The 21983-nt window shown below is 65.7% G+C and carries 15 protein-coding genes and 1 pseudogene; 3 read left to right on the forward strand and 13 right to left on the reverse strand.

Annotated elements, in window-relative coordinates; genetic code table 11:
• Positions 1–504 precede the first annotated feature (504 nt).
• Positions 505–1275: an ABC transporter substrate-binding protein gene (locus LRS11_RS08205; protein ID WP_260496354.1), complete on the forward strand. Its 771-nt coding sequence runs from the start codon at positions 505–507 to the stop codon at positions 1273–1275.
• Between the two features lie 281 nt (positions 1276–1556).
• Here the strand turns inward: LRS11_RS08205 and betA are convergent, their stop codons facing one another.
• Both betA and betB read right to left on the reverse strand, forming a co-directional pair.
• Complete coding sequence (gene betA, locus LRS11_RS08210) at positions 1557–3239, reverse strand: choline dehydrogenase (protein ID WP_260496355.1); 1683 nt, start codon at positions 3237–3239, stop codon at positions 1557–1559.
• A gap of 155 nt (positions 3240–3394) precedes the next feature.
• Entirely contained in the window at positions 3395–4867 is a 1473-nt protein-coding gene (gene betB / locus LRS11_RS08215; RefSeq protein ID WP_260496356.1) for a betaine-aldehyde dehydrogenase, read from the reverse strand.
• A gap of 425 nt (positions 4868–5292) precedes the next feature.
• Here betB and LRS11_RS08220 point away from each other — a divergent pair, with 425 nt between their 5' ends.
• Positions 5293–6840, forward strand: coding sequence for a BCCT family transporter (locus LRS11_RS08220; protein ID WP_260496884.1), 1548 nt, complete (start codon positions 5293–5295; stop codon positions 6838–6840).
• Between the two features lie 71 nt (positions 6841–6911).
• On the opposite strand, the gene betI is transcribed toward LRS11_RS08220, so the two are convergent.
• The 6 genes from betI to LRS11_RS08250 all read right to left on the reverse strand — a co-directional run bounded on the left by betI (position 6912) and on the right by LRS11_RS08250 (position 13287).
• Positions 6912–7505 carry a transcriptional regulator BetI gene (betI, locus tag LRS11_RS08225; protein WP_260496357.1) on the reverse strand — a complete coding sequence of 198 codons (594 nt, stop codon included), beginning with the start codon at positions 7503–7505 and terminating at the stop codon, positions 6912–6914.
• A 185-nt stretch (positions 7506–7690) separates the two neighbouring features.
• Positions 7691–8551 (reverse strand): glycine betaine ABC transporter substrate-binding protein, encoded by an 861-nt coding sequence (locus LRS11_RS08230; RefSeq protein ID WP_260496358.1) that lies wholly within the window; start codon positions 8549–8551, stop codon positions 7691–7693.
• Between the two features lie 181 nt (positions 8552–8732).
• Positions 8733–9677 carry a choline ABC transporter substrate-binding protein gene (locus tag LRS11_RS08235; RefSeq protein WP_260496359.1) on the reverse strand — a complete coding sequence of 315 codons (945 nt, stop codon included), beginning with the start codon at positions 9675–9677 and terminating at the stop codon, positions 8733–8735.
• A 57-nt stretch (positions 9678–9734) separates the two neighbouring features.
• A complete protein-coding gene (locus LRS11_RS08240; protein ID WP_260496360.1) occupies positions 9735–10619 on the reverse strand; it encodes an ABC transporter permease in 885 nt (294 codons plus the stop codon).
• A gap of 2 nt (positions 10620–10621) precedes the next feature.
• Positions 10622–11818 (reverse strand): glycine betaine/L-proline ABC transporter ATP-binding protein, encoded by a 1197-nt coding sequence (locus LRS11_RS08245; protein WP_260496361.1) that lies wholly within the window; start codon positions 11816–11818, stop codon positions 10622–10624.
• Between the two features lie 536 nt (positions 11819–12354).
• Positions 12355–13287 carry a choline ABC transporter substrate-binding protein gene (locus LRS11_RS08250; RefSeq protein WP_260496362.1) on the reverse strand — a complete coding sequence of 311 codons (933 nt, stop codon included), beginning with the start codon at positions 13285–13287 and terminating at the stop codon, positions 12355–12357.
• A 631-nt stretch (positions 13288–13918) separates the two neighbouring features.
• Here LRS11_RS08250 and LRS11_RS08255 point away from each other — a divergent pair.
• A pseudogene (locus LRS11_RS08255) lies at positions 13919–15011 on the forward strand (GlxA family transcriptional regulator).
• Positions 15012–15223: 212 nt separating this feature from the next.
• On the opposite strand, the gene LRS11_RS08260 reads toward LRS11_RS08255, so the two are convergent.
• The 5 genes from LRS11_RS08260 to dgcA all read right to left on the reverse strand — a co-directional run bounded on the left by LRS11_RS08260 (position 15224) and on the right by dgcA (position 21970).
• Positions 15224–15469 (reverse strand): hypothetical protein, encoded by a 246-nt coding sequence (locus LRS11_RS08260; RefSeq protein WP_260496363.1) that lies wholly within the window; start codon positions 15467–15469, stop codon positions 15224–15226.
• Positions 15470–15509: 40 nt separating this feature from the next.
• Positions 15510–16283 carry an electron transfer flavoprotein subunit beta gene (locus LRS11_RS08265; protein ID WP_260496364.1) on the reverse strand — a complete coding sequence of 258 codons (774 nt, stop codon included), beginning with the start codon at positions 16281–16283 and terminating at the stop codon, positions 15510–15512.
• Between the two features lie 62 nt (positions 16284–16345).
• Positions 16346–17578 (reverse strand): electron transfer flavoprotein subunit alpha/FixB family protein, encoded by a 1233-nt coding sequence (locus LRS11_RS08270; protein ID WP_260496365.1) that lies wholly within the window; start codon positions 17576–17578, stop codon positions 16346–16348.
• A gap of 199 nt (positions 17579–17777) precedes the next feature.
• Positions 17778–19754, reverse strand: a complete 1977-nt coding sequence (gene dgcB / locus LRS11_RS08275; RefSeq protein WP_260496366.1) for a dimethylglycine demethylation protein DgcB — start codon at positions 19752–19754, stop codon at positions 17778–17780.
• A 155-nt stretch (positions 19755–19909) separates the two neighbouring features.
• Entirely contained in the window at positions 19910–21970 is a 2061-nt protein-coding gene (gene dgcA, locus LRS11_RS08280; RefSeq protein ID WP_260496367.1) for a dimethylglycine demethylation protein DgcA, read from the reverse strand.
• Positions 21971–21983 lie beyond the last annotated feature (13 nt).

A 21983-nucleotide genomic window follows, 5' to 3' on the forward strand; every position in this document is an offset into this window, starting at 1 on the left:
TTTGCTTAGCCACCGCCATGCAATCAGCCTGATAGAGCCACGGAAAGCTGGCTGAAAGCTTGCCGAGGCATGCTGTAAAGGATTTCCCGCTGCGGACAGGGTTCTGCCCGTTGCGTTGCTACAAGCGGCTTACCGCCGTTGCCAGGCGCTGTAAAAGGCACCTGGCCGGATGTGCGACCCGCCCGGCTGGTCGCCCGCCACACTTGATGCACCTACCCAGGGGGCTTACCCGCCCGGCGTCGAGTGATCTCCCTTCTGGCGGCTTGCCGCCACCCGCGCCGACCTAGCCGGTTGGCGCACCAACGGGGTTATCCATCCCGTTACCTTTTGCGTAAAACGGCCTGCCCAGATGCAGGCCGTTTTCGTTTGCCTGTGGCCAGGGCGATAAGCTGCGGGCCGGGCTGGAGGACATCCGACCAGCCCGCTCCCGGATTGCATCCGGGCTACGGATTGCCTGCGCCGACTATGCTGAATGCATCTCTCTTGCGCCGCGAGGCATTTGCCGTGACTGCAACCCGCTTGCGCGGCTGGTTCTGTGCGTTGCTGTGCGGCGGCCTGTGCCAGGCCGCGCAGGCCCAGCCGCTGCACCTGTACACCGAGGAATACCCACCGATCAACTTTAGCCAGAATGGCCAGGCCACCGGCTTGGCCACCGAGGTGGTGCGCGAGATCATGCGCCGCGCCGGACAGAGCGCGCCGATCAGCGTGGTGCCCTGGGCGCGCGGCTATCAACAGGCGTTGGTGCGAGCCAATACCGGGCTGTTCGTGACCATGCGCACCCCGGAGCGCGAGGCGCTGTTCAAATGGGTGGGGCCGCTGACCCGCAATGTGATCAGTTTCTACGCCTTGGCCAGTTCCCATCTGAGCCTGACCGAGCTGGAGCAGGCCCGCCATTTCGACGAGATAGCCGTAGCGCGCGGTTGGTCTAGCCACCAGCGCCTGCTGGACCAGGGTTTCACCAACCTGGTCCCGGTCACCGGGCCGGCGCAGATGGTCAGTATGCTCAAGCGCGGGCGGGTCAAGCTGATGGTGCTGGACAACCTCAGCCTCACCACCTTGCTGAGCCAGGGCGAAATCCAGGCCGATGAGGTGCAGCAGCTGTTGACCCTGACGCACAGCGACAGCTATGTCGCCTTCTCCCAAGGCACCGACGACGCGCTGATCTTGCACTGGCAGCATGAGCTGGATGGGATGAAGGCCGATGGCAGCTTTGCCGCCATCTATCAGAAATGGCTGCCCGGTGAGCCCCAGCCCAGCATGGCGCCACAGCCCTGACCAGGGCGCTATCTTGGCTGGCCACGCGCGATTTCGATTCCAGCGAGCTTGCCAGCAGATGGCAACTGCTGTGCGCGGCCGGGGCGTAGCGAAATCCGGGACGGCAGCTGCTGCTCATCCCCCGGATTGCATCCGGGCTACGCGAGTTGTCTTGGAACCTTTTGCGGGTCTTTTTTGCATCGCCATAACGGCGTCTAGGGAAGGTGCGGTGTGCTTTTGCCCCCTCTCCCACTCTTTATTTATAAGGAATGGGAGAGGGGGGCGAGGTCGTAAACCGGCTCTTAGCGTTGCGCGGTGCCGCGTACTGGCGCGGCGCCGGCCACATAGTAAGGCGCGTTGCTGCGTGGCAGCGGGGCGCGACCACGGATGCGGTCGACGATCTTCTCGGCGAGCATGATGGTGGTGGCGTTGAGGTTGCCGGTGATGATCTCCGGCATGATCGACGCGTCGATCACCCGCAGCCCCTCCAGGCCATGCACGCGGCCCTGGCCGTCGACCACCGCCATCTCGTCGTTGCCCATCTTGCACGAGCAGGACGGGTGGAAGGCGGTCTCGGCATGGCTGCGGATGAACTCGTCCAGCTCGGCGTCGCTCTGCATCTGCGCGCCCGGGCTCAGCTCGCGGCCACGGAAGGCGTCCAGCGCCGGCTGCGCCATGATCTCGCGGGTGATGCGGATGCCGTCGCGGAATTCCTGCCAGTCCTGCGGGCTGCTCATGTAGTTGAATAGGATGCTCGGGTGCTGGCGCGGGTCCTTGGATTTGACGTGGATACGGCCGCGGCTCGGCGAGCGCATGGAGCCCATGTGCGCCTGGAAGCCGTGTTCTTTTACCGCGTTGCTGCCGTTGTAGTTAATCGCCACCGGCAGGAAGTGGTACTGGATATTCGGCCATGCGAATTCCTCCCGCGTACGGATGAAGCCGCCGGCCTCGAACTGGTTGCTGGCGCCCAGGCCGCTGCCGAGGAACATCCACTCGGCGCCGATCGCCGGCTGGTTCCACCACTGCAGGGCCGGGTACAGCGACACCGGTTCCTTGCAGGCGTACTGCAGGTACAGCTCGAGGTGGTCCTGCAGGTTGGCGCCGACGCCGGGCAGGTCATGCACCACCGGGATGTCGAGGTCGCGCAGCAGGGCGGCTGGGCCGACGCCCGAGCGCTGCAGGATCTGCGGCGAGGCGATGGCGCCGCTGCTCAGCAGCACTTCGCGGCGGGCGTGCACGGTCACCGGGCTGTCGTTGTCGCCATGCAGGTAGGCGACGCCACTGGCGCGCTTGCCGTCGAACAGGATGCGGTCGGTGAGGGCATGGGTGACGATGGTCAGGTTGGGCCGGCCGCGGGCCTGGTCCAGGTAGCCGCGCGCAGTGCTGGAGCGGCGACCCTGGGGGGTCACGGTACGGTCCATCGGGCCGAAGCCTTCCTGCTGGAAGCCGTTGAGGTCGTCGGTGCGCGGGTAGCCGGCCTGCACGCCGGCCTCGACCATGGCGTGGAACAGCGGGTTGTTGCCGGCCTTGGGCGTGGTCACCGACACCGGGCCGTCGCCGCCGTGGTAATCGTTGGCGCCAATGTCGCGGGTCTCCGCCTTGCGGAAATACGGCAGGCAGTCCAGATAGCTCCAGTCTTCCAGGCCGGGCGCCTTGGCCCAGTTGTCGAAGTCCAGGGCGTTGCCGCGGATGTAGCACATGCCATTGATCAAGGATGAGCCGCCCAGGCCCTTGCCGCGGCCGCACTCCATGCGCCGGTTGTTCATGTACGGCTCGGGGTCGGTCTCGTAGGCCCAGTTGTAGCGGCGGCCTTGCAGCGGGTAGGCGAGGGCGGCGGGCATCTGGGTGCGGAAGTCCAGGCGGTAGTCCGGGCCGCCGGCTTCCAGCAGCAGCACGTTGACGTTGGCGTCTTCGCTCAGGCGGGTGGCCAGCACGTTACCGGCCGAGCCGGCGCCGATGATGATGTAGTCGAATTCTTGGGACATGTGGCTTACCTGCTAAATGACCCGGACGGCTCCGGGGCGCGGTATCTCTCTTCCCCGGATTGCATCCGGGCTACAGGGGCGGTCTGGTCGGTAGCCCGGATGAAATCCGGGGAACGCTGCGCGTGCCCCGCGGAAGTCGTCCGGGTCCGTATCAGTCAGAACACCGAGTAGTAATCGCCCAGCTCGACCTGTACCGACTTGATCCGAGTGTAATGAGCCAGGGTGGTCAGGCCGTTCTCGCGGCCGACGCCGGACTGCTTGTAACCGCCAACCGGCATCTCCGCCGGCGACTCGCCCCAGGTGTTGATCCAGCAGATGCCGGCTTCCAGCTTGTGGATCACCCGGTGCGCGCGGGCCAGGTCGCGGGTCACCACGCCGGCGGCCAGGCCATAGGCGGTGTCGTTGGCGCGGCGGATGACTTCGTCCTCGCTGTCGTAGATGAGGATGCTCATCACCGGGCCGAAGATTTCCTCGCGCACGATGGTCATGTCGTCGTTGCAGTCGGTGAACACGGTAGCCTCGACATAGGCGCCCTTGGCCAGTTCGCCATCGCTCACCCGCTTGCCGCCGATCAGCAGGCGTGCGCCTTCCTCGTGGCCTTTCTCGATGTAGCCGAGCACATTGTCCATATGCGCGAAGCTGGTCAGCGGGCCGAAGTTGGTGCGCTCGTCCTGCGGGTCGCCGAGGCGGATGCGCTTGACCCGCTCGACCACCTTGGCCTCGAAGCGCGCCTGCAGGCTGCGCGGCACGAATACCCGGGTGCCGTTGGTGCAGACCTGGCCGGAGCTGAAGAAGTTGGCCATCACCGCGATGTCGGCGGCGCGGTCGAGGTCGGCGTCGTCGAAGATGATCAGCGGCGACTTGCCGCCCAGTTCCATGGTCACTTCCTTCAGCGAGGAGCTGGAGGCGCTGGCCATGACCTTCTTGCCGGTGGCGGTGCCGCCGGTGAAGGAGATCTTCTCGATCAGCGGGTGTTCGGTCAGCCACTGGCCGACTTCGCGGCCGCTGCCGGTGAGCACGCTGAACACGCCGTCCGGCACACCGGCTTCGGTGTAGATCTCGGCCAGCTTGAGGGCGGTCAGCGGGGTGACTTCGCTGGGCTTGAAGATCATCGCGTTGCCGGCGGCCAGGGCCGGGGCGGATTTCCACATGGCGATCTGTACCGGGTAGTTCCAGGCGCCGATGCCGGCGACCACGCCCAGCGGCTCGCGGCGGGTGTAGACGAAGCTGGTCTCGCGCAGGGGGATCTGCTCGCCCTCGATGGCCGGGATCAGGCCGGCGTAGTACTCGATCACGTCGGCGCCGGTGACGATGTCCACGGCGCGGGTTTCGCTAAGTGGTTTGCCGGTGTCCAGGGTCTCCAGCGCGGCCAGCTCGTCGTTGCGCTCGCGGAGGATCTCCACGGCACGGCGGAGGATGCGCGAACGCTGCATGGCGGTCATCGCGGCCCAGACTTTCTGCCCTTCGACGGCGCTGGCGACGGCGCGATCGACGTCGTCCTGGCTGGCGCGCTGGACGTTGGCCAGCACTTCGCCGGTGGCCGGATTGATGGTCTCGAAGGTGGCGCCGCTGGTCGAGTCGACGTAGCGGCCGCCGATGTAGAGCTGCTGTTCGGGGAGACGGGGCATGGGCAATCCTCTAATTGTCTGGGCACGCTCGGCGGGCAGGGCGCCGGCAAAACTCCACGCTCGGGAGTGGTTGAAATTCAGCCTACTTTATTTTTATTGAACGATCAAACAACAAAGAATATGCTCGCCGTCATGAGCTGACTGCGGCACATCGCCGCACCGGCTCCCGATCCATGGTGCGACGCCCTGAGGGCGTATCTGTGGGTGCGTGTAGAACCTTTGCCGATCGCCCGTACGTCCTCCCCCGACGTACGCTGTCGAGCTCCGCCTCGTGCGATCGTCTAGAGGTCTTGAGTCCGGGCCCGCCCGTTCCCTCCCCGGGAATTCGTGGCGGGACCCTTTTTTCTGCCTTGGAGCCACACTCCGCCATGAGCACTGCGTCCGCAATAACAACAACGCCCGAGAAGGTGCGCCTCAATCCGGTCGTGTTCTTCGGTTCGACCGCCCTGATCCTGCTGCTTACCGCCGCGCTGATTCTCTTCCCCGATGCCGCCGGCAGCCTGCTGGGCCAGGCGCAGAGCTGGCTGTCGCGCAGCTTCGGCTGGTACTACATGCTGGCCATCGGCGCCTACCTGTTCTTCGTCCTCTATGTGGCCTTCTCGCGCTATGGCCAGCTGCGCCTGGGCGAGGACCACGAGCGCCCGGACTTCAGCTACGGCGCCTGGGCCGGCATGCTGTTCTCCTCGGGTATCGGCATCTCGCTGCTGTACTTCGCCGCGTCCGAGCCGATCGACCACCTGTACAACCCGCCGGAAGGCGAGCCGGGCAGCCAGTTCGCCGCACGCCAGGCGCTGCAGCTGACTTTCCTGCACTGGGGCGTGCATGGCTGGGCGATCTACGCCCTGGTCGGCCTGGCCGTCGGCTATTTTGCCTACCGCCACAAGCAGCCGCTGGCCCTGCGTTCGGCGCTCTACCCGCTGTTCGGCGAACGCCTGATGCGCGGCGGGGTGGGCAATGCGGTGGACTGCTTCGGCATCTTCGTCACCCTGCTCGGCCTGGTCACCAACCTCGGCATCGGCGCCCTGCAGGTGTCGTCCGGCCTGGAGTACCTGTTCGACCTGCCGCACAGCCAGGGCGCGCTGCTGGCGGTGATCCTGGTGATGAGCGCGGTGGCCACCCTGGCCGCCGTATCGGGGATCGAGAAGGGCATCCGCCGCCTGTCCAACCTCAACATCATCCTGTTCAGCGGCCTGCTGGTCTTCGTGCTGTTCGCCGGCGACACCCTGCACCTGCTCAACGGCCTGGTGCAGAACACCGGTGACTACCTCAACGGCCTGGTGCTGAAGACCTTCGACCTCTACGTCTACACCGGCCAGTCCGGCAAGAGCGAAGAGTGGATGGGCCTGTGGACCCTGTTCTACTGGGCCTGGTGGATTTCCTGGGCACCGTTCGTGGGCATGTTCATCGCGCGGATCTCCCGTGGCCGCACGGTGCGCGAGCTGGTCAGCGGCGTGCTGCTGATTCCGCTGGGCTTCACCCTGGCCTGGCTGTCGATCTTCGGCAACAGCGCCCTGGACCTAGTGATGAACCAGAATGCCGCCGACCTGAGCAAGGCCGCGCTAGAACAGCCGGCCATGTCGATCTACCTGCTGCTGGAGCATTACCCCTGGTCCAAGGTGGTGATCGGCGTGTCGATCTGCGTCGGCTTCGTGCTGTTCCTCACCCCGGCCGACACCGGCTCGGTGATGTTGGCCAACCTGTCGCGCCAGGGTGGCGACCTCGACGAGGACGCGCCCAGCTGGCTGCGCATCTTCTGGTCGGCGGTAGTGACGGTGGCCACCATCGGCCTGCTGTTCGCCGGCAACTTCACCGCCATGCAGACGGTGGTGGTGCTGGCCGGCCTGCCGTTCTCGGTGGTGCTGCTGCTCTATATGTTCGCCCTGCTCAAGACGATGAAGGCTGATATGCAGGCCTTGGAGGATGCGCGGCGCTTGCCGCCCCAGCCACTGCCGCAGGCCAGCCTGCAGCGCTAAACGACAAGGCCCGCCATTTGGCGGGCCTTGTGCGTTATGGGGCTTTCGTTACAGCGATCCTCTGAGGGTGTTCAGCCCTTGGCCTTGGCCAGTTGCAGGTCGACGTATTCGTAGGCGATCTGCAGGTCGCGTGCTGTGTCGAACGCCTCGCCGGTCAGCGCGCCGCGCAGCCACAGGCCGTCGATCAGTGAGGACAGGCCACGGGCGGCGGCGCGTGCTTCGGCGTGCGGCAGGGCGCGGCGGAACTGGCTGCACAGGTTGGAGTCGAGGCGGCGGTCGTTGATCCGCTGCAGGCGGCGCAGCGCGGGCTGGTGCATGCTGCTGGCCCAGAAGGCCAGCCAGGTCTTCACCGCCGGGCCGTTGACCTGGGTGTCGTCGAAGTTGCCTTCGATGATGCAGCGCAGGTGGGCGCGCGGGCTGTCGTCTTCTAGTTGCTCGCGGCGCTGGCGTACACCCTGGCTGAGGCTGGACATCAGGTAGCGCATGGTGGCTTCGAGCAGGCCGTTCTTGTCCTTGAAGTAGTGACTGATGATGCCGTTGGACACTCCGGCGATGCGCGCAATATAGGCGATGCTGGCATCGCTCATGCCAACCTGGTCGACCGCTTCGAGGGTCGCGGCAATCAGTTGCGAACGGCGGATCGGCTGCATTCCGACCTTGGGCATCAGGCTCTCCGGCGCTAGGCGCTGTCTGGGGTGGCGCCTAGTCTAGGGGCCGCTTTGTTGAACAGGCAACCAATTATGTCGTGGTGGAGGGATGACTTGCCGGTCAGCGCCATTGGCTGTGCTGCCCAATCGCCGGCCAAGAAAAAACGGGCCGTGGCCCGTTCTTTCCCGCGTCTGCGCTGCGCTTATTGCAACCAGCCGGCAACCCGCTCGGGGTTCTTGGCGATCCAGTCCTTGGCCGCGTCTTCCGGCTTGGCGCCTTCGCGGATGGCCAGCATCACCGCGCCGACCTCTTCGCCGCTCCAGGAGAACTTGCCGAGGAAGGCGGTGGCGTCGACGGCGCTGGTGGCCAGGACCGGGTTGATCACGGTGTCGACATGCTCGTCGTCGCCGAAGACCTTTTGCGGGTCTTCGAGGAAGCGCAGGTTCCACTTGGCGAACATCCAGTGCGGAATCCAGCCGGTGACGACAATGGCTTCCTTGTTCTTCTCGGCGCGGGTCAGGGCGGTGGCCATGGCCGGGCCGGAGCTGGGCATCAGCTTGATGTCGCTCAGGTTGTACTGCTTGATCGCGTCCTCGGTGCGGCGCATCACGCCGGCGCCGGCGTCGATGCCGGTGATCTTGCCGTCGAAGTCCTTGGCGTAGGTGTTGAGGTCGGCAATGCTCTTGGCCGCCACGTAGTCCGGCACGATCAGGCCGATCTTGGCGCCCTTGTAGTTGCTGCCGAGCACGCTGACCTTGTCCTTGAGCTTGGCGTAGTACTCGCCATGGGTGGCCGGCAGCCAGGCGGAGAGGGTGGCGTCGAGGTCGCCACGGGCCACGCCCTGCCACATGATTGCCGGCTCCACCGGCTTCAGTTCGACCGTGTAGCCGAGTTTGTCTTCGAGGATCTGCCCGGCGACGAAGGTGGCGGCGACGCTGTCGTCCCAGCCATTGACGTAGCCGATCTTGATCGTCGGTTTGTCCGCCGCCATGGCGGTCGACAGGCCGAGGGCCAGGGCGGCGACGCCCAGGCCTTGTATGCAGCGGGTGGTGAAGTTGCGCATCGGTCTTGCTCCATCAGGTGAGTGGCAGTCTTTAGAGGTGTTACTGGCTCGTTCTGATTGCGGGCCTTGCAGCCGGTGAAGCGAAAAACGGGCATGGCGGTGCTGGCCGGGAGCCGTGGTGGCTCCCGGAGGCTTAGCTGCTAAAGGGGGAGGGCCGCCCAGTGTCGGGCGGCCGGATGGCTCAGAGGCCGAGGTGTTTCTTCACTGCGGCGGTGCCGTCCTGGCCGTCATAGGTGGTCACGCCGGCCAGCCACTGGTCGAGGGCCTGCGGGTTGGCCTTGAGCCAGTCGGTGGCGACCTTGGTCGGGTTCTCTTTCTGCAGCACCTTGTCCATCAGCTGGCTTTCGATCTCGACGCTGAACTGCAGGTTGTTCAGCAGTTTGCCGACGTTGGCGCAGCGTGCCTCGTAATCCGGCGGCACCACGGTGTAGACCTTGGCCGCGCCGTAGTCGGGACCGAACACGTCGTCACCGCCGGACAGGTAGGTGAGGTCGAACTGGGTGTTCATCGGGTGCGGTGCCCAGCCGAGGAAGACCACCGGCTCCTGCTTCTTCACCGCGCGTTGCACCTGTACCAGCATGCCGGCCTCGCTCGACTCGATCATGCGGAAGCCGTTGAGCTCGAACTGGTTGCCCTTGATCATCTTGTCGATCAGCAGGTTGCCGTCGTTACCCGGCTCGATGCCGTAGATCTTGCCGCCCAGCTGGTCCTTGAACTTGGCGATGTCAGCAAAGCTCTTCAGCCCGGCCTCGGCCGCGTAGGTCGGTACTGCCAGGGTGTACTTGGCGCCTTCCAGGTTGGGCTTGGCCAGCACCTTGACCCCGCCGTCCTTGGTGAAGGGTTCGATCACCGGGTCCATCGAGGGCGCCCAGTAGCCGAGGAACACGTCGATCTGCTTGTTCTTCACCCCGGTGAAGGCAATCGGCACCGAGGCCATGACCTTGCGCGGCTGGTAGCCCAGGCCTTCGGTCAGCACCATGGCCACGCCGGTGGTGGCGGCGATGTCGGCCCAGCCGATCTCGGCGAAACGCACCTGCTTGCAGCTTTCCGGGTCTTGCGCCCAGGCACTTTGCAGCAAGCTGCAAGACAACAGACCGACGGCGGCAATGCTCTTGATCGTATTCATCTGCGACTCCCTCAGGGATGGATAGGACAGGGTGTTGGCGTTTTTTTGAACAGACTCTTATTGGCGCTGCAGCTTGCCGCTGAGCCAGCCGAACATGCCAGGGTTCTTGGCATTCTTGCTGGTCTTGGTGCCGAAGCTTTCGGTGATGCGGTCGAGGATGATCGCCAGCAGTACGACGGCCATGCCGCTCTCGAAGCCGAGGCCGATGTCCAGGCGCTGGATGCTCGCCAGCACGTCGTTGCCCAGGCCGCCAGCTCCAACCATCGAGGCGATGATCACCATCGACAGGGCCATCATGATGGTCTGGTTGACCCCGGCCATGATCGACGGCATGGCGTTGGGCAGCTGCACCTTGAACAGCAGCTGGCGGCTGTTGCAGCCGAACGACTGGCCGGCTTCGACCAGCTCCTTGTTGACCATGCGGATGCCCAGGCTGGTCAGGCGCACCGCCGGCGGCATGGCGAAGATCACCGTGGCGATGATCCCCGGCACGCGGCCGAGGCCGAACAGCATGGCCGCCGGAATCAGGTAGACGAAGGCCGGCATGGTCTGCATGAAGTCGAGGACCGGGCGGATCACGTAGGCCACGCTTTCCTTCTTCGCCGCCCAGATGCCCAGCGGGATGCCCAGCAGCAGGCTGATCAGGGTCGAGGAGAAGGTCAGGCCGAGGGTCACCACCGTCTGTTCCCAGAATCCGGTGAGGACGATGAGGATGAAGGACACTGCGGTGAAGGCGGCGAACTTGAAACCGATGCGCCAGACGCTGAGGGCCACGAACAGGCTGATCAGCAACCAGGCCGGCGGCAGCATGAGCAGTTGCTCGACGGCCTCGGAGAAGCCCTCGACCACCTTGCCGACGCTGTCGAAGCCGCCACTGTAGTTGTCCAGCAGGTGCTGTACGCCGTCGTTGACCCAGCTACCCAGATCCAGTTTATCGCTCATCGTCATTCCCCCTGCAGGCGGCTCAGCAGGCGGCCCTTGCTGATGGCACCGGAGTAGCGGCCACTACGGTCGATCACCGGAATCGGCCCTTCATTGATTACCAGGCGCTCGATCACCTGCTCCAGCGGCAGGTCTTCGGCCACCGGTTCGATCTGCTTGAGCAGCTCGGGGAGCAGCTCGGTGTAGCGGCCTTCCTCGACGATCAGGGCGATCTTTTCCAGGCTGATGGAGCCGCAGAAACGGTTTTCCTCGTCGACGATAAAGGCGTAGTGCTTGTCCTGCGCCTGCAGCTCCTGGCACACCTTGAGCGCATCCGGGGCGCGGCCGTTGTGCACGTAGAGCGGCACGCTGTCGGCCTTGAGCTGGCCGGCGGTGAGGTAGCGGCTGGTGTCGATGGTGTCGAAGAAGTTGCGCACGTAATCGTTGGCCGGGTTGTCGATCAGCTCCTGCGGGGTGCCGACCTGGACCAGCTTGCCGCCTTCCATGATGCCGATGCGCGAGCCGATGCGGATCGCTTCCTCGATGTCGTGGGAGACGAAGATGATGGTGCGCCGGTCGGTCTTCTGCAGCTCCAGCAGCACGTCCTGCATCTCGCGGCGCTTGAGCGGGTCGAGGGCGGAGAAGGCCTCGTCCATGATGATCATCGACGGGTTCACCGCCAGCGCGCGGGCCAGGCCGACGCGTTGCTGCATGCCGCCGGACAGCTCGTGCGGGAACTTGTGGGCGAAGCTGGCCAGGCCGACCTGCTCGAGTACCGCCATGGCGCGCTGCTCGCGCTCCTTGCGGCTCTTGCCGGCCACTTCCAGGCCGAAGGCGGCGTTGTCCAGCACGCTGCGCGAAGGCATCAGGGCGAAGGACTGGAAGACCATGCTCATGTCGCGGCGGCGCAGCTCGATGAGCTGGGCATGGGGCAGTTTGGCGACGTTCTGGCCGTCGATGAAGACATCGCCGGCACTGGGTTCGATCAGGCGGTTGATCAGGCGGATCAGGGTCGACTTGCCCGAGCCGGAAAGGCCCATGAGCACGAAGATCTCGCCTTCCTCGACGCTGAACGACACGTCGCTGACGCCGATCACCGCGCCTTTTTCGGCGAGGATCTGTTCCTTGCTCATGCCCTGCTTGAGCATGTCGATCGCTTGCTGTGGTTGCTCACCGAAAACCTTGTACAGGTTCTGCACCACGATTTTTCCAGACAACATGGGACATTCCCCCTTCAGTAGGCATCAGTACGGTTGCACGGAAACGGCTGTGCGCCCGAGTGCGCCGTCGCGGATGCCGCAGGCTGGTCGGCCTGTGTGGGTGTTAAATGGTTCCTGGGTTTGCCCCGCCCTGTGCAACCTGCCCTGGAAGATGGCTGCATTACCCGCATGGGGTAGTGAGCTGCTGCTGTGGCCTGTGGCAAAACGCGGTGCAAACGCTCTGGCAGTGTTACCAGCCCGCTTCCCTTGGGCAGTCGCATTCGTCCTGAATGCGCGTACATCCGAATTTTCTTGTGGCTCCGGCGCTGTGGGGCGATCGGCGCATATCTGTCTTCGGTTCGGGGCGGTGGGCCCCGGTCTGTCGCCATCCGTTGACGGCGACAGTGACGAAATCGGCTGACTCAACGATATAGCCTTCAGCTCTCAGGAATTGTCGGTTTGCGACCCCGACGTGCTGGGTGGCGACATGCCCCGCGCCCGACGGAAAATACCTGCTGCGCGTGCCCCACAGGTGACCGTTGGGCTGCTCGCCGTCATCACGGCTGCTGTGCCAGCAAGGGGTTGGGCGCGCTGCCATCGCGGCGGGTCACACCTTGCAGCCATTGTTCCTGGGCCTCGGGGTTGGCCTTGAGCCAGGCGATGGCTTCGCGGCGGCGGTTGGTGTTCTGGTTGAGGATGGCCTCCATCAGGTGGTTCTCCATGGCCAGGCTGAAGCGCAGGTTCTTCAGCAGCCGCGCCACGTTGGGACACTGCGTGGCATAGCCGGCGCGGATATTGGTGTAGACGGTAGCGCCGCCGAAGTCGGGGCCGAAGTACTGGTCGCCGCCACTCAGGTAGCGCAGCTTGACCTGGTTGTTCATCGGGTGCGGTTCCCAGCCGAGGAACACCACCCAGTGCTTGAGGTGCGCGGCGCGGCGCACCTGCGCGAGCATGCGCGACTCGCTGGACTCCACCAGCTTGAAGCCGCGCAGGGCGAAGGCGTTGTCGTCGATCATCTGCTGGATCAGCTGGTTGCCGTCGTTGCCGGGCTCGATGCCGTAGATCTTGCCGCCCAGCTGCTCCTTGAATTTGGCGATGTCGGCGAAGCTCTTGAGGCCGCCGTCATAGGCCTCCTGGTTTACCGCCAGGGTGTACTTGGCGCCCTCCAGGTTGGCGCCCAGGGTTTCCACCGTGCCTTTGTCCAGGTACGGCTGGATATCCTTGGCCATGCTCGGCATCCAGTTGCCGAGGAACACGTCGATCTGCCTGTTCTGCAGGGCCTGGTAGGTATCGGGCACCGACAGGCGCTTGACCTGGGTGCGGTAGCCCAGCTCGGCGAGGACCTGGCGGGTCACGGCGGTGGTCACGGTGATATCGGTCCAGCCGACATCGGCGAAGCGCACCACATCGCAGCTGGCTGGGTCGGCCGCGCGGGCCAGCAGTGGGGCGCTCAGGGCGGCGGCCAGGAGCAGGCATTTATGCAGTTTCATGGGTCCTTCCTGTGCAAGGTGGCGAGGCCGGCGATCATGCCGGGCGTGCGCGGGCTTGCCTATGCGCCAGGTCGCGAACGGAGCACGGCTGACGGGTTTGGATACGCATGGGTCGCGCTGAGACGATCAGCTGGTGGGCAATCCCGCTGATGGGCACCCAGGCGCCTGGGTGATCTGCTGCGCGCTGGCCTGTTCCAGCCTGGGAGGTCAGCAACCAGTCCTGAGCTGTCTTGGCCCGTCACCCGGATCGGCGCCCCAAGCCGGTGCATCGATCCCGTGGGGATGTGTTACGCGCCGGTTATTTCCCCTCGTAGCGCGTGGCCACTGGCCGCCATGCCAGTGCTACCGAAGGCCCCAGCTGCCGCCCTGCATGGCGCTGTGCTGTCGCAAACAGAGCGTTTCCGTCGCTTCCAGCTAAGCCCCGTGCCACGGGGCCTGGGCGTAAACTTCTATTTTTATTGAATGACCAATCAATTTAGGCACGGCGTTTGCCTTTGTATGAGTGTCCATCCGGGGCGCCCATGATCCCGGAACCATAAAAAAGGACTCGCCAGTCAGAATCTGCCCGGTCGCTGTGATAGGCCAGCCAGTTCTTGGGGTCCACACCGTGCCTTGCGTGAGGGTTAGATTGATGTCGCCACTGAACCCAGGGGCCCAGCCCCAGAATTCCGCTCCGCAGTCCATCGGCTTCCTGCTGCTGGACAACTTCACCCTGATCTCCCTGGCTGCCGCGGTTGAACCGCTGCGCATGGCCAACCAGCTGTCCGGCAAGGACCTCTTCCCGCTGGCACACCCTGACCCGCGATGGCAGCCCGGTGTGCGCCAGCGATGGCCTGCAGATCACCCCGGATGCCGGCCTGGCCAACGCCCCGGCGCTGAACGCGGTGATCGTCTGCGGCGGCATCGACATCCAGCACAGCGTTACCCGCGAACACCTGCAGTGGCTGCAGAGCCAGGCGCGCCAGGGCCGCCAGCTCGGCGCCGTGTGCACCGGCAGCTGGGCGCTGGCCAAGGCCGGCCTGCTCGACGGCTACGATTGCAGCGTGCACTGGGAATGCCTGGCCTCGATGCAGGAAGCCTTCCCGCGTACTGCGATCAGCACCCGCCTGTTCTCCATCGACCGCAACCGCAACACCTCCACCGGCGGCACCGCACCGCTGGACATGATGCTGCACCTGATTGCCCGCGAGCATGGCCGCGAGCTGGCGGCGGCGATCTCCGAGATGTTCATCTGCGAGCGCATCCGCAACGAGCAGGATCACCAGCGCGTGCCGCTCAAGCACGTGCTCGGCACCAACCAGCCGAAGCTGCAGGAAATCGTCGCGCTGATGGAAGCCAACCTGGAGGAGCCGATCGAACTCGACGAGCTGGCCTGCTACGTCGACGTCTCGCGCCGCCAGCTCGAGCGCCTGTTCCAGAAGTACCTGCACTGCTCGCCGTCGCGCTACTACCTGAAGCTGCGCCTGATCCGCGCGCGCCAACTGCTCAAACAGACCACCCTGTCGATCATCGAAGTGGCGGCGGTCTGTGGTTTCGTCTCCACCCCGCACTTCTCCAAGTGCTACCGCGAGTACTTCGGCATTCCGCCGAGCAACGAGCGCGCCGGTCAGCAGGGCGCCAGCGTGGTAGCCCTGTTGCCGATTCCCGGCGAGCTGCACGCGGCGCAATCGATGGCGCTGAGCCGGGCGCAGGGTGAGTCGAGCTATGCCAGCGTGCGGCTCTAGTTAGCCCGCACTAATGCAAACGGGGCGCCTGGTGCGCCCCGTTGTTTTATCGCCCTGTGCAGCCGTCGTAGGGCGGGTGAAACCCGCGTAGACCGCGTGCCGCGGGTTGCACCCGCCCTACGTCAGCATGTAGCCCGGATGCAATCCGGGAGCGGCCTGCTAGGCGGCCGATTGCCCCGGATGTTATCCGGGCTACCAAAGCGGCATTGCTATCAGCGCGGCACTAGGGCCGGCAGCAGATGGCGGGAAATTGCCTCGCGTACGGCGGGCAGCATGGTCGCGCCGCTGCCGAGCAGCTCTTCCACCAGTCGGCGCAGGGCCTTGGCCCGCTCCGGGTCGAGGCCGCTGACCGCCAGCTCGCAGGCCTGTTCGGCACTGGTGCCGCTGGGGATGCTCAGGCCCAGCGCCACCAGGCGCTCGCGGAAGTCTTCCTGGTCGATCAGATCGGCATGCATCATGGTCAAACTCTCCCTTGGCAATAGGTTTGGCTAGCGCTGCTCAACGCAGCACACCTTCTTCGACCAGCAACTTGAAGATAGCTTCGGCGCCCGCTTGCGGCGAGACATCCTTGAGCACCTGGCCGCCGCCACCACTGGCTTTGGCGGTGGCCGCCTTCATCCGTTCGGCACCGGTCTTGGCCTTGATCACCTTGAGCCGCTTGGGCCGTGGCCGCGCCGGCTGCAGCTGCGCGGTGGCCAGCAGTTCGTCGTCGACGATGCTCACCTCGTGGGCCTGCAGCTGGCCACGCCGGGCCGGGCCGAAGGCGCTCTGCCGGGCCACGGGCGCGGCGTTGTCGACGCTGGCGAGGAACGGCAGGCGCACCTTGAGCCGCCGCCGTTGGCCGCGGGGCAGGGCTTGCAGCACCTGGGCCATGCCGTTCTCGACCTTTTCCACTGCGGCCAGGCCGACCACCAGTGGCCAGCCCAGGCGCTCGGCCAGGAGGAAGGGCAGCATGCCGGAACCTTCGCCGGTTTCCGCCTGGCTGCCGGTCAGCACCAGTTGGGCGCCGGCCTTGCGCAGGTAGTCGGCCAGCACCGGCAGTGCGTCGGTCTGGGGCGGTTGTTCGAGTACGGCGATTTCCGCCAGGCCCATGCCCAGGTAGGCACGCAGGGCTTCTTCTTTGGGATCGCCAGCGTGCAGCAGTTGCAGACGTGAGCCGGCCAGTTGCAGGCCCAGTTCGACGGCGCGCGCGTCCTGCTCGGCGCGGCGAGCGCGGCCGGAGGTCGGGTGGGCGCCCACGGAGACCAGGGTGATGATGTTCAGTTCAGTCATGTTGTCCCCGTAGCCCGGATGCAATCCGGGAAAGATGGTGGTGACCCCGGATTCCATCCGGGCTACGCCGCATCGCGGGCCGCTCCCTGGCGATGGGCGGCGACCCGTTCGATCAGCGCGGCGAGGATCGCGGCGGAGTCGCCGATCACCGAGAGGTCGGCGCGCTTGATCATGTCGCAGCCGGGGTCGAGGTTGATCGCCACCACCTTGTCGCAGGCGCCGATGCCCTGCAGGTGCTGGATAGCCCCGGAAATCCCCACGGCCAGGTAGACCCGCGCGGTGACCCAGGTGCCGGTGGCGCCGACCTGGCGGTTGCGCGGCATGAAGCCGTCGTCCACCGCCACCCGCGAGGCGCCTTCGGTGGCGCCGAGGGCGACGGCGGCCTGGTGGAACAGGTTCCAGTCCTGCACGCCGTTGCCGCCGGAGAGGATGAATTCGGCCTCGGCCATGGGGATCTGCGCCGGATCCACCGCCACCGCGCCGAGATCCTGGATGCGCGGCAGGCTATGGGCGATGTTTTCCTGCAGTTCGAGCGACCGCACTTCGTGGCGCGTCTCGCTGACCGGCTCGGCGCATTCGGCGGCGGCCAGGATCAGCCGCGGCGCCTGGCGGATCAGGTCTTCGCGTCCGGCGCCGGCGCGTCCGCTGGCGATGCCATCGGCGACCTGCCAGATGCGCGTGGCCGGGCGTTCGCCGAGCTTGGCGGCGAGGCGCCGGCCCAGTTCGCCACCGCCATTGCGGCTGTCCGGCAGCAGCCAGTGGCGCGGCGCCAGTTGGCTTTCCACGGCGCTGAGGGCCAGTACCCGTGCTTCCGGGGCGTAACCCTCGAAGGCTTCGCCCTCGATCCGCAACAGACGGTCGACGCCATTGCAGTCGAAGGCGCTTTCCTTGTGTTCGCCGAACACCACGGCCAGCACCGCGCCGTCGCTGCCGGCGAGCTTGTTGGCTAGGCCGAGCAGGTCCTTGTCGTGGCTGCCGAGGCGGCCGCCGACCATATCCGGCACCACCACGATGTAGAACGCCGGTTGTTCGATCAGGCGCAGCGGCAGTTGCACCACCTCGCTGGCGCCGCTACGTTTCTGCCCGCCGCCCTGCTGGCTGCCGGAGCGGTCGATGCGCTTGAGGCCGTTGGGGCCGATGAAACCGACGGCATGCGGGTTCTTGCGCAGCACGCCGTTGGGGCCCATCCAGCTGGTGGCGTCCTGGGATGCCGAGAGCATGGCCGCATGCAGCGGGTGCAGGCGGTTACGGGCGATCCACTCGGCGCGTGGGTCGCGGCGGATAAGGTCGCTCATCTCAAAGCCTCCATGTATGCACGGACAGTTCCCTCGCCCGCCCTTCTTTTATGGAGAGCGGGGAGAGGGTTAGGGAGAGGGCGGAGGCAGGCGACGCAAGAGTGGCCTGCACGACCCTCTCCCCCGGCCCCTCTCCCATAAATGTGAGAGGGGTGACTTGTGCGGGATGCTGCTGTGATCGGCAACTTGAGGCTTTGCATCACGCTACCTCCGCCGTTGTCGGCTCAACCGTTGTCGACTTTTTTGCGCTCATCGGAACCTCGATCAGCGCCTCCGCCACCAGCTCGGCAATGTCCTTGATCTCCGGGCGCGGCGCGACCACGCCTTCGAGCATCGCCGTGCACTGCGGGCAGCCCACGGCCACCACTGCGGCGCCGGTTTCCTTGATGTCGAGCATGCGCATGTCGGGGATGCGTTGCTTGCCGGGAATGTCGGTGATCGGCGCGCCGCCACCGCCGCCGCAGCAACGCGAGCGGAAGCCGGAGCGAGCCATTTCCTTGACCTCGATGCCGATGGCCTTGAGCACGGCGCGCGGCGCCTGGTACTCGCCGTTGTAGCGGCCGAGGTAGCAGGGGTCGTGGTAGGTCACGCCGCCGTCCTGCTGCAGGGCCAGCGGGTGGCTGCCGAGGGACAGGCGATCGAGGGCGATCAGTTCGGCGATAAAGGTGCTGTGGTGCAGGACCTGATAGTGGCCGCCCAGCTCGCCGTACTCGTTCTTCAGCACATGGAAGCTGTGCGGGTCGCAGCTGACGATCCGCTTGAAGCGGTACTGCGCCAGGGTGGCGATATTGCGCCGGGCCAGCTGCTGGAAGGTCGCCTCGTCGCCCAGGCGGCGGGCCACGTCGCCGCTGTCGCGTTCTTCCAGGCCGAGCACGGCGAAGTCGACGTTGGCGGCTTTCAGCACTTTGACGAAGGCGCGCAGGGTGCGCTGGTTGCGCATGTCGAAGGCGCCGTCGCCGACCCAGAACAGCACGTCGACTTCGCGCTGGTCACTGAGCAGCGGCAGGTTGAGGTCCGCCGCCCAGTTCAGCCGGCCGCCGGGAGCGAAGCCGCCGGGGTTGTCGGTGGCGATCAGGTTGTCCAGCACCTCGGCGCCCTTGTTTGGCGTGGCGCCTTTCTCCAGGGTCAGGTGGCGGCGCATGTCGACGATGGCGTCGACGTGCTCGATCATCATCGGGCACTCCTCGACGCAGGCGCGGCAGGTGGTGCACGACCACAGCGTTTCGGCATCCACCAGCGCCTTGCCGTCCAGATTGACGATTGGCAGATGCGGGCCGCCGCTGTGTTCGCCCACCGGCTTACCCGGATAGGGCGAACCAGCGAACTTGGCATCGCTGCCGCCGGCCAGGCCGACCACCATGTCCTGGATCAGCTTCTTCGGGTTCAGCGGCTGGCCGGCGGCGAAGGCCGGGCATGCCGCCTCGCACTTGCCGCACTGCACGCAGGCGTCGAAGCCGAGCAACTGGTTCCAGGTGAAATCGGTGGGTTTTTCCACGCCCAGCGGCGCCTTGGGATCATCTAGGTTCAGCGCCTTGAGACCGGTGGAACGACCCCCGCCAAAGCGCTCGCTGCGCCTGTGCCAGGCCAGGTGCAGGGCACCGGCGAAGGCGTGCTTCATCGGCCCGCCCCAGGTCATGCCGAAGAACAGCTCGGACACGCCCCAGGCCACGCCGACGGCGAGAATCACCGCGAGAATCCAGCCGCCAAAGTCTGCAGGCAGAATCCCAGCCACCGGCAGGGTGGCGATAAAGAAGCTGGCGGCGAACATCAGCAGGCTTTTCGGCAGGCGCATCCACGGGCCTTTCGACAACCGCGACGGCGGGTCGAGGCGGCGCCTGGCGACAAACAGCGCGCCGACAAACATCAAGGCGCTGGCCGCCAGCAGGGCGAAGCCGAGGATGCGGTTATGCAGGCCGAAGCCGTGCACCAGGATGGCCAGCACCGCAGCCAGGACGAAGCCGCCGGCGGTGGCGACGTGGGTGTTGGCGATGTATTTGTCGCGCGCCACCACATGGTGCAGATCGACCATATAGCGCCGTGGCATGGCCAGCAGGCCGCCCAGCCAATCGACCTGGGCCGGGCGGCCGCGGCGCCACATCAGCAAGCGCTTGCCGGCGCCGAGCACGGCCAGGCCGAGGGCGGCGAACAGCAGGATGGGGAGGATGGTGTTCAACATCGGTTGGTCTCCTTCGCGGGACCGGAAAGCAACACGGTTCAGTCCCCTCGCCCCTATGGGGAGAGGGTTAGGGAGAGGGGGCGGCTGGCCACGGAGCTGCCTGATTACCCTCTCCCCCGGCCCCTCTCCCGCAAGCGGGAGAGGGGAGACAAGCATCAGAAGTCTTTACACAGGCGCAGCGCGTCGTAGATCGCCGCATGGGTGTTGCGCTGGGCCACGCAGTCGCCGATGCGGAACAGCAGATAGCCGTCGCCAGGTTGGCTCAGGCAAGGCTGCGGCTGGATGGCGAACAGCGCTTCCACGTCGACCTGGCCTTTGTTGCGCGAGCCTTCCTTTAGCGCGTAGTAGAGGGTTTCACCCGGACGCACGCCGTTCTCCACCACCACCTGATCGACCACCCGCTCTTCCTTGGCCCCGGTGTATTCGTTCTCCAGCACCGCCACCAGCTTGTCGCCCTCGCGGTAGACCTTTTCCAGCATCAGGTCGCCGGTCATGATCACTTCTTTCGGGTACATGCTGCGGTAGTAGGTGGGGAAGCTGGTGCCGCCGATGGCCACGCCCGGCTTGATATCGTCGGTGACGATTTCCACCTGGGCGCCCTTGTCGGCGAGGAAGTCCGCCACCGACATGCCGGTGAATTCGCAGATGGTGTCGTACACCAGCACGTTCTTGCCCGGCGCGACCTTGCCGTCGAGCACGTCCCAGCTGCTGACGATCAGGCCTTCCTCGGCGCCCCAGTGCGGGTTCTGCTCCAGGTAGGGATGGCCGCCGTTGGCCAGCACGACGATGTCCGGACGCAGATCCATAATGGTCTCGGCGTCCGCGCCGGTGCCCAGGCGCAGGTCGACGCCGAGGCGGGCGATCTCCAGCTGGAACCAGCGGGTGATGCCGGCGATCTGGTCACGCTGCGGTGCCTTGGAGGCAGTAGTGATCTGCCCGCCCAGTTGTTCTTTCTTCTCGAACAGCGTCACGTCGTGGCCGCGCTCGGCGGCAACCCGTGCCGCCTCCATCCCGGCCGGGCCGCCACCGACTACTACCACCTTGCGCTTCGGCCCGGTGGATTTTTCGATGATATGCGGCACGCCCATATATTCGCGGCTGGTGGCGGCGTTCTGGATACAGAGCACGTCCAGGCCCTGATATTGGCGGTCGATGCAGTAGTTGGCGCCGACGCACTGCTTGATCTGGTCGATCTGGCCCATCTTGATCTTGGCGATCAGGTGCGGGTCGGCGATATGGGCGCGGGTCATGCCGACCATATCGACATAGCCGCCTTCCAGAATACGGGTCGCCTGGTTGGGGTCCTTGATGTTCTGCGCGTGCAGCACCGGCACCTTGACCACTTCCTTGATCCCGGCCGCCAGGTGCAGGAAGGGCTCCGGCGGGTAGCTCATATTCGGAATGACGTTGGCCAGGGTGTTGTGGGTGTCGCAACCCGAGCCGACCACGCCGATAAAGTCGAGCATGCCGGTGGCGTCGTAGTAGGCGGCGATCTGCTTCATGTCCTCGTGGGACAGGCCGTCCGGGTGGAATTCGTCGCCGCAGATACGCATGCCCACGCAGAAGTCCGGGCCCACCTCGGCGCGCACGGCTTTCAGCACTTCCAGGCCGAACTTCATGCGGCCCTCGAAGCTGCCGCCCCATTCGTCGGTGCGCTTGTTGACGCGCGGCGACCAGAACTGGTCGATCATATGCTGGTGCACGGCGGACAGCTCGACGCCGTCCAGGCCGCCCTCTTTAGCGCGGCGCGCGGCGCTGGCGTAGTTGCCGATCACCCGCCAGATCTCTTCCGGCTCGATGGTCTTGCAGGTGGCGCGGTGCACCGGCTCGCGGATGCCGGACGGCGACATCAGGGTCGGCCAGTGGAAGCCGTCCCAGCGCGAGCGGCGGCCCATATGGGTAATCTGGATCATGATCTTGGCGCCGTGCTTGTGCATGGCGTCGGCCAGATTCTGGAAGTGCGGGATGATGCGGTCGGTGGACAGGTTGACCGAGCTCCACCACTGCTGCGGGCTGTCGATGGCCACCACCGACGAGCCGCCGCAGATGGCCAGGCCGATGCCGCCCTTGGCCTTCTCTTCGTAATACTTCACGTAACGCTCGGTGGTCATGCCGCCGTCGGTGGCGTAGACCTCGGCGTGGGCGGTGCTGAGCACGCGGTTGCGGATGGTCAGCTTGCCGATCTGAATGGGCTGGAACATTGCTTCGAAAGCCATGGTGCTATCTCCC

The sequence above is a fragment of the Pseudomonas sp. J452 genome (assembly GCF_024666525.1).
Lineage (GTDB): Bacteria > Pseudomonadota > Gammaproteobacteria > Pseudomonadales > Pseudomonadaceae > Aquipseudomonas.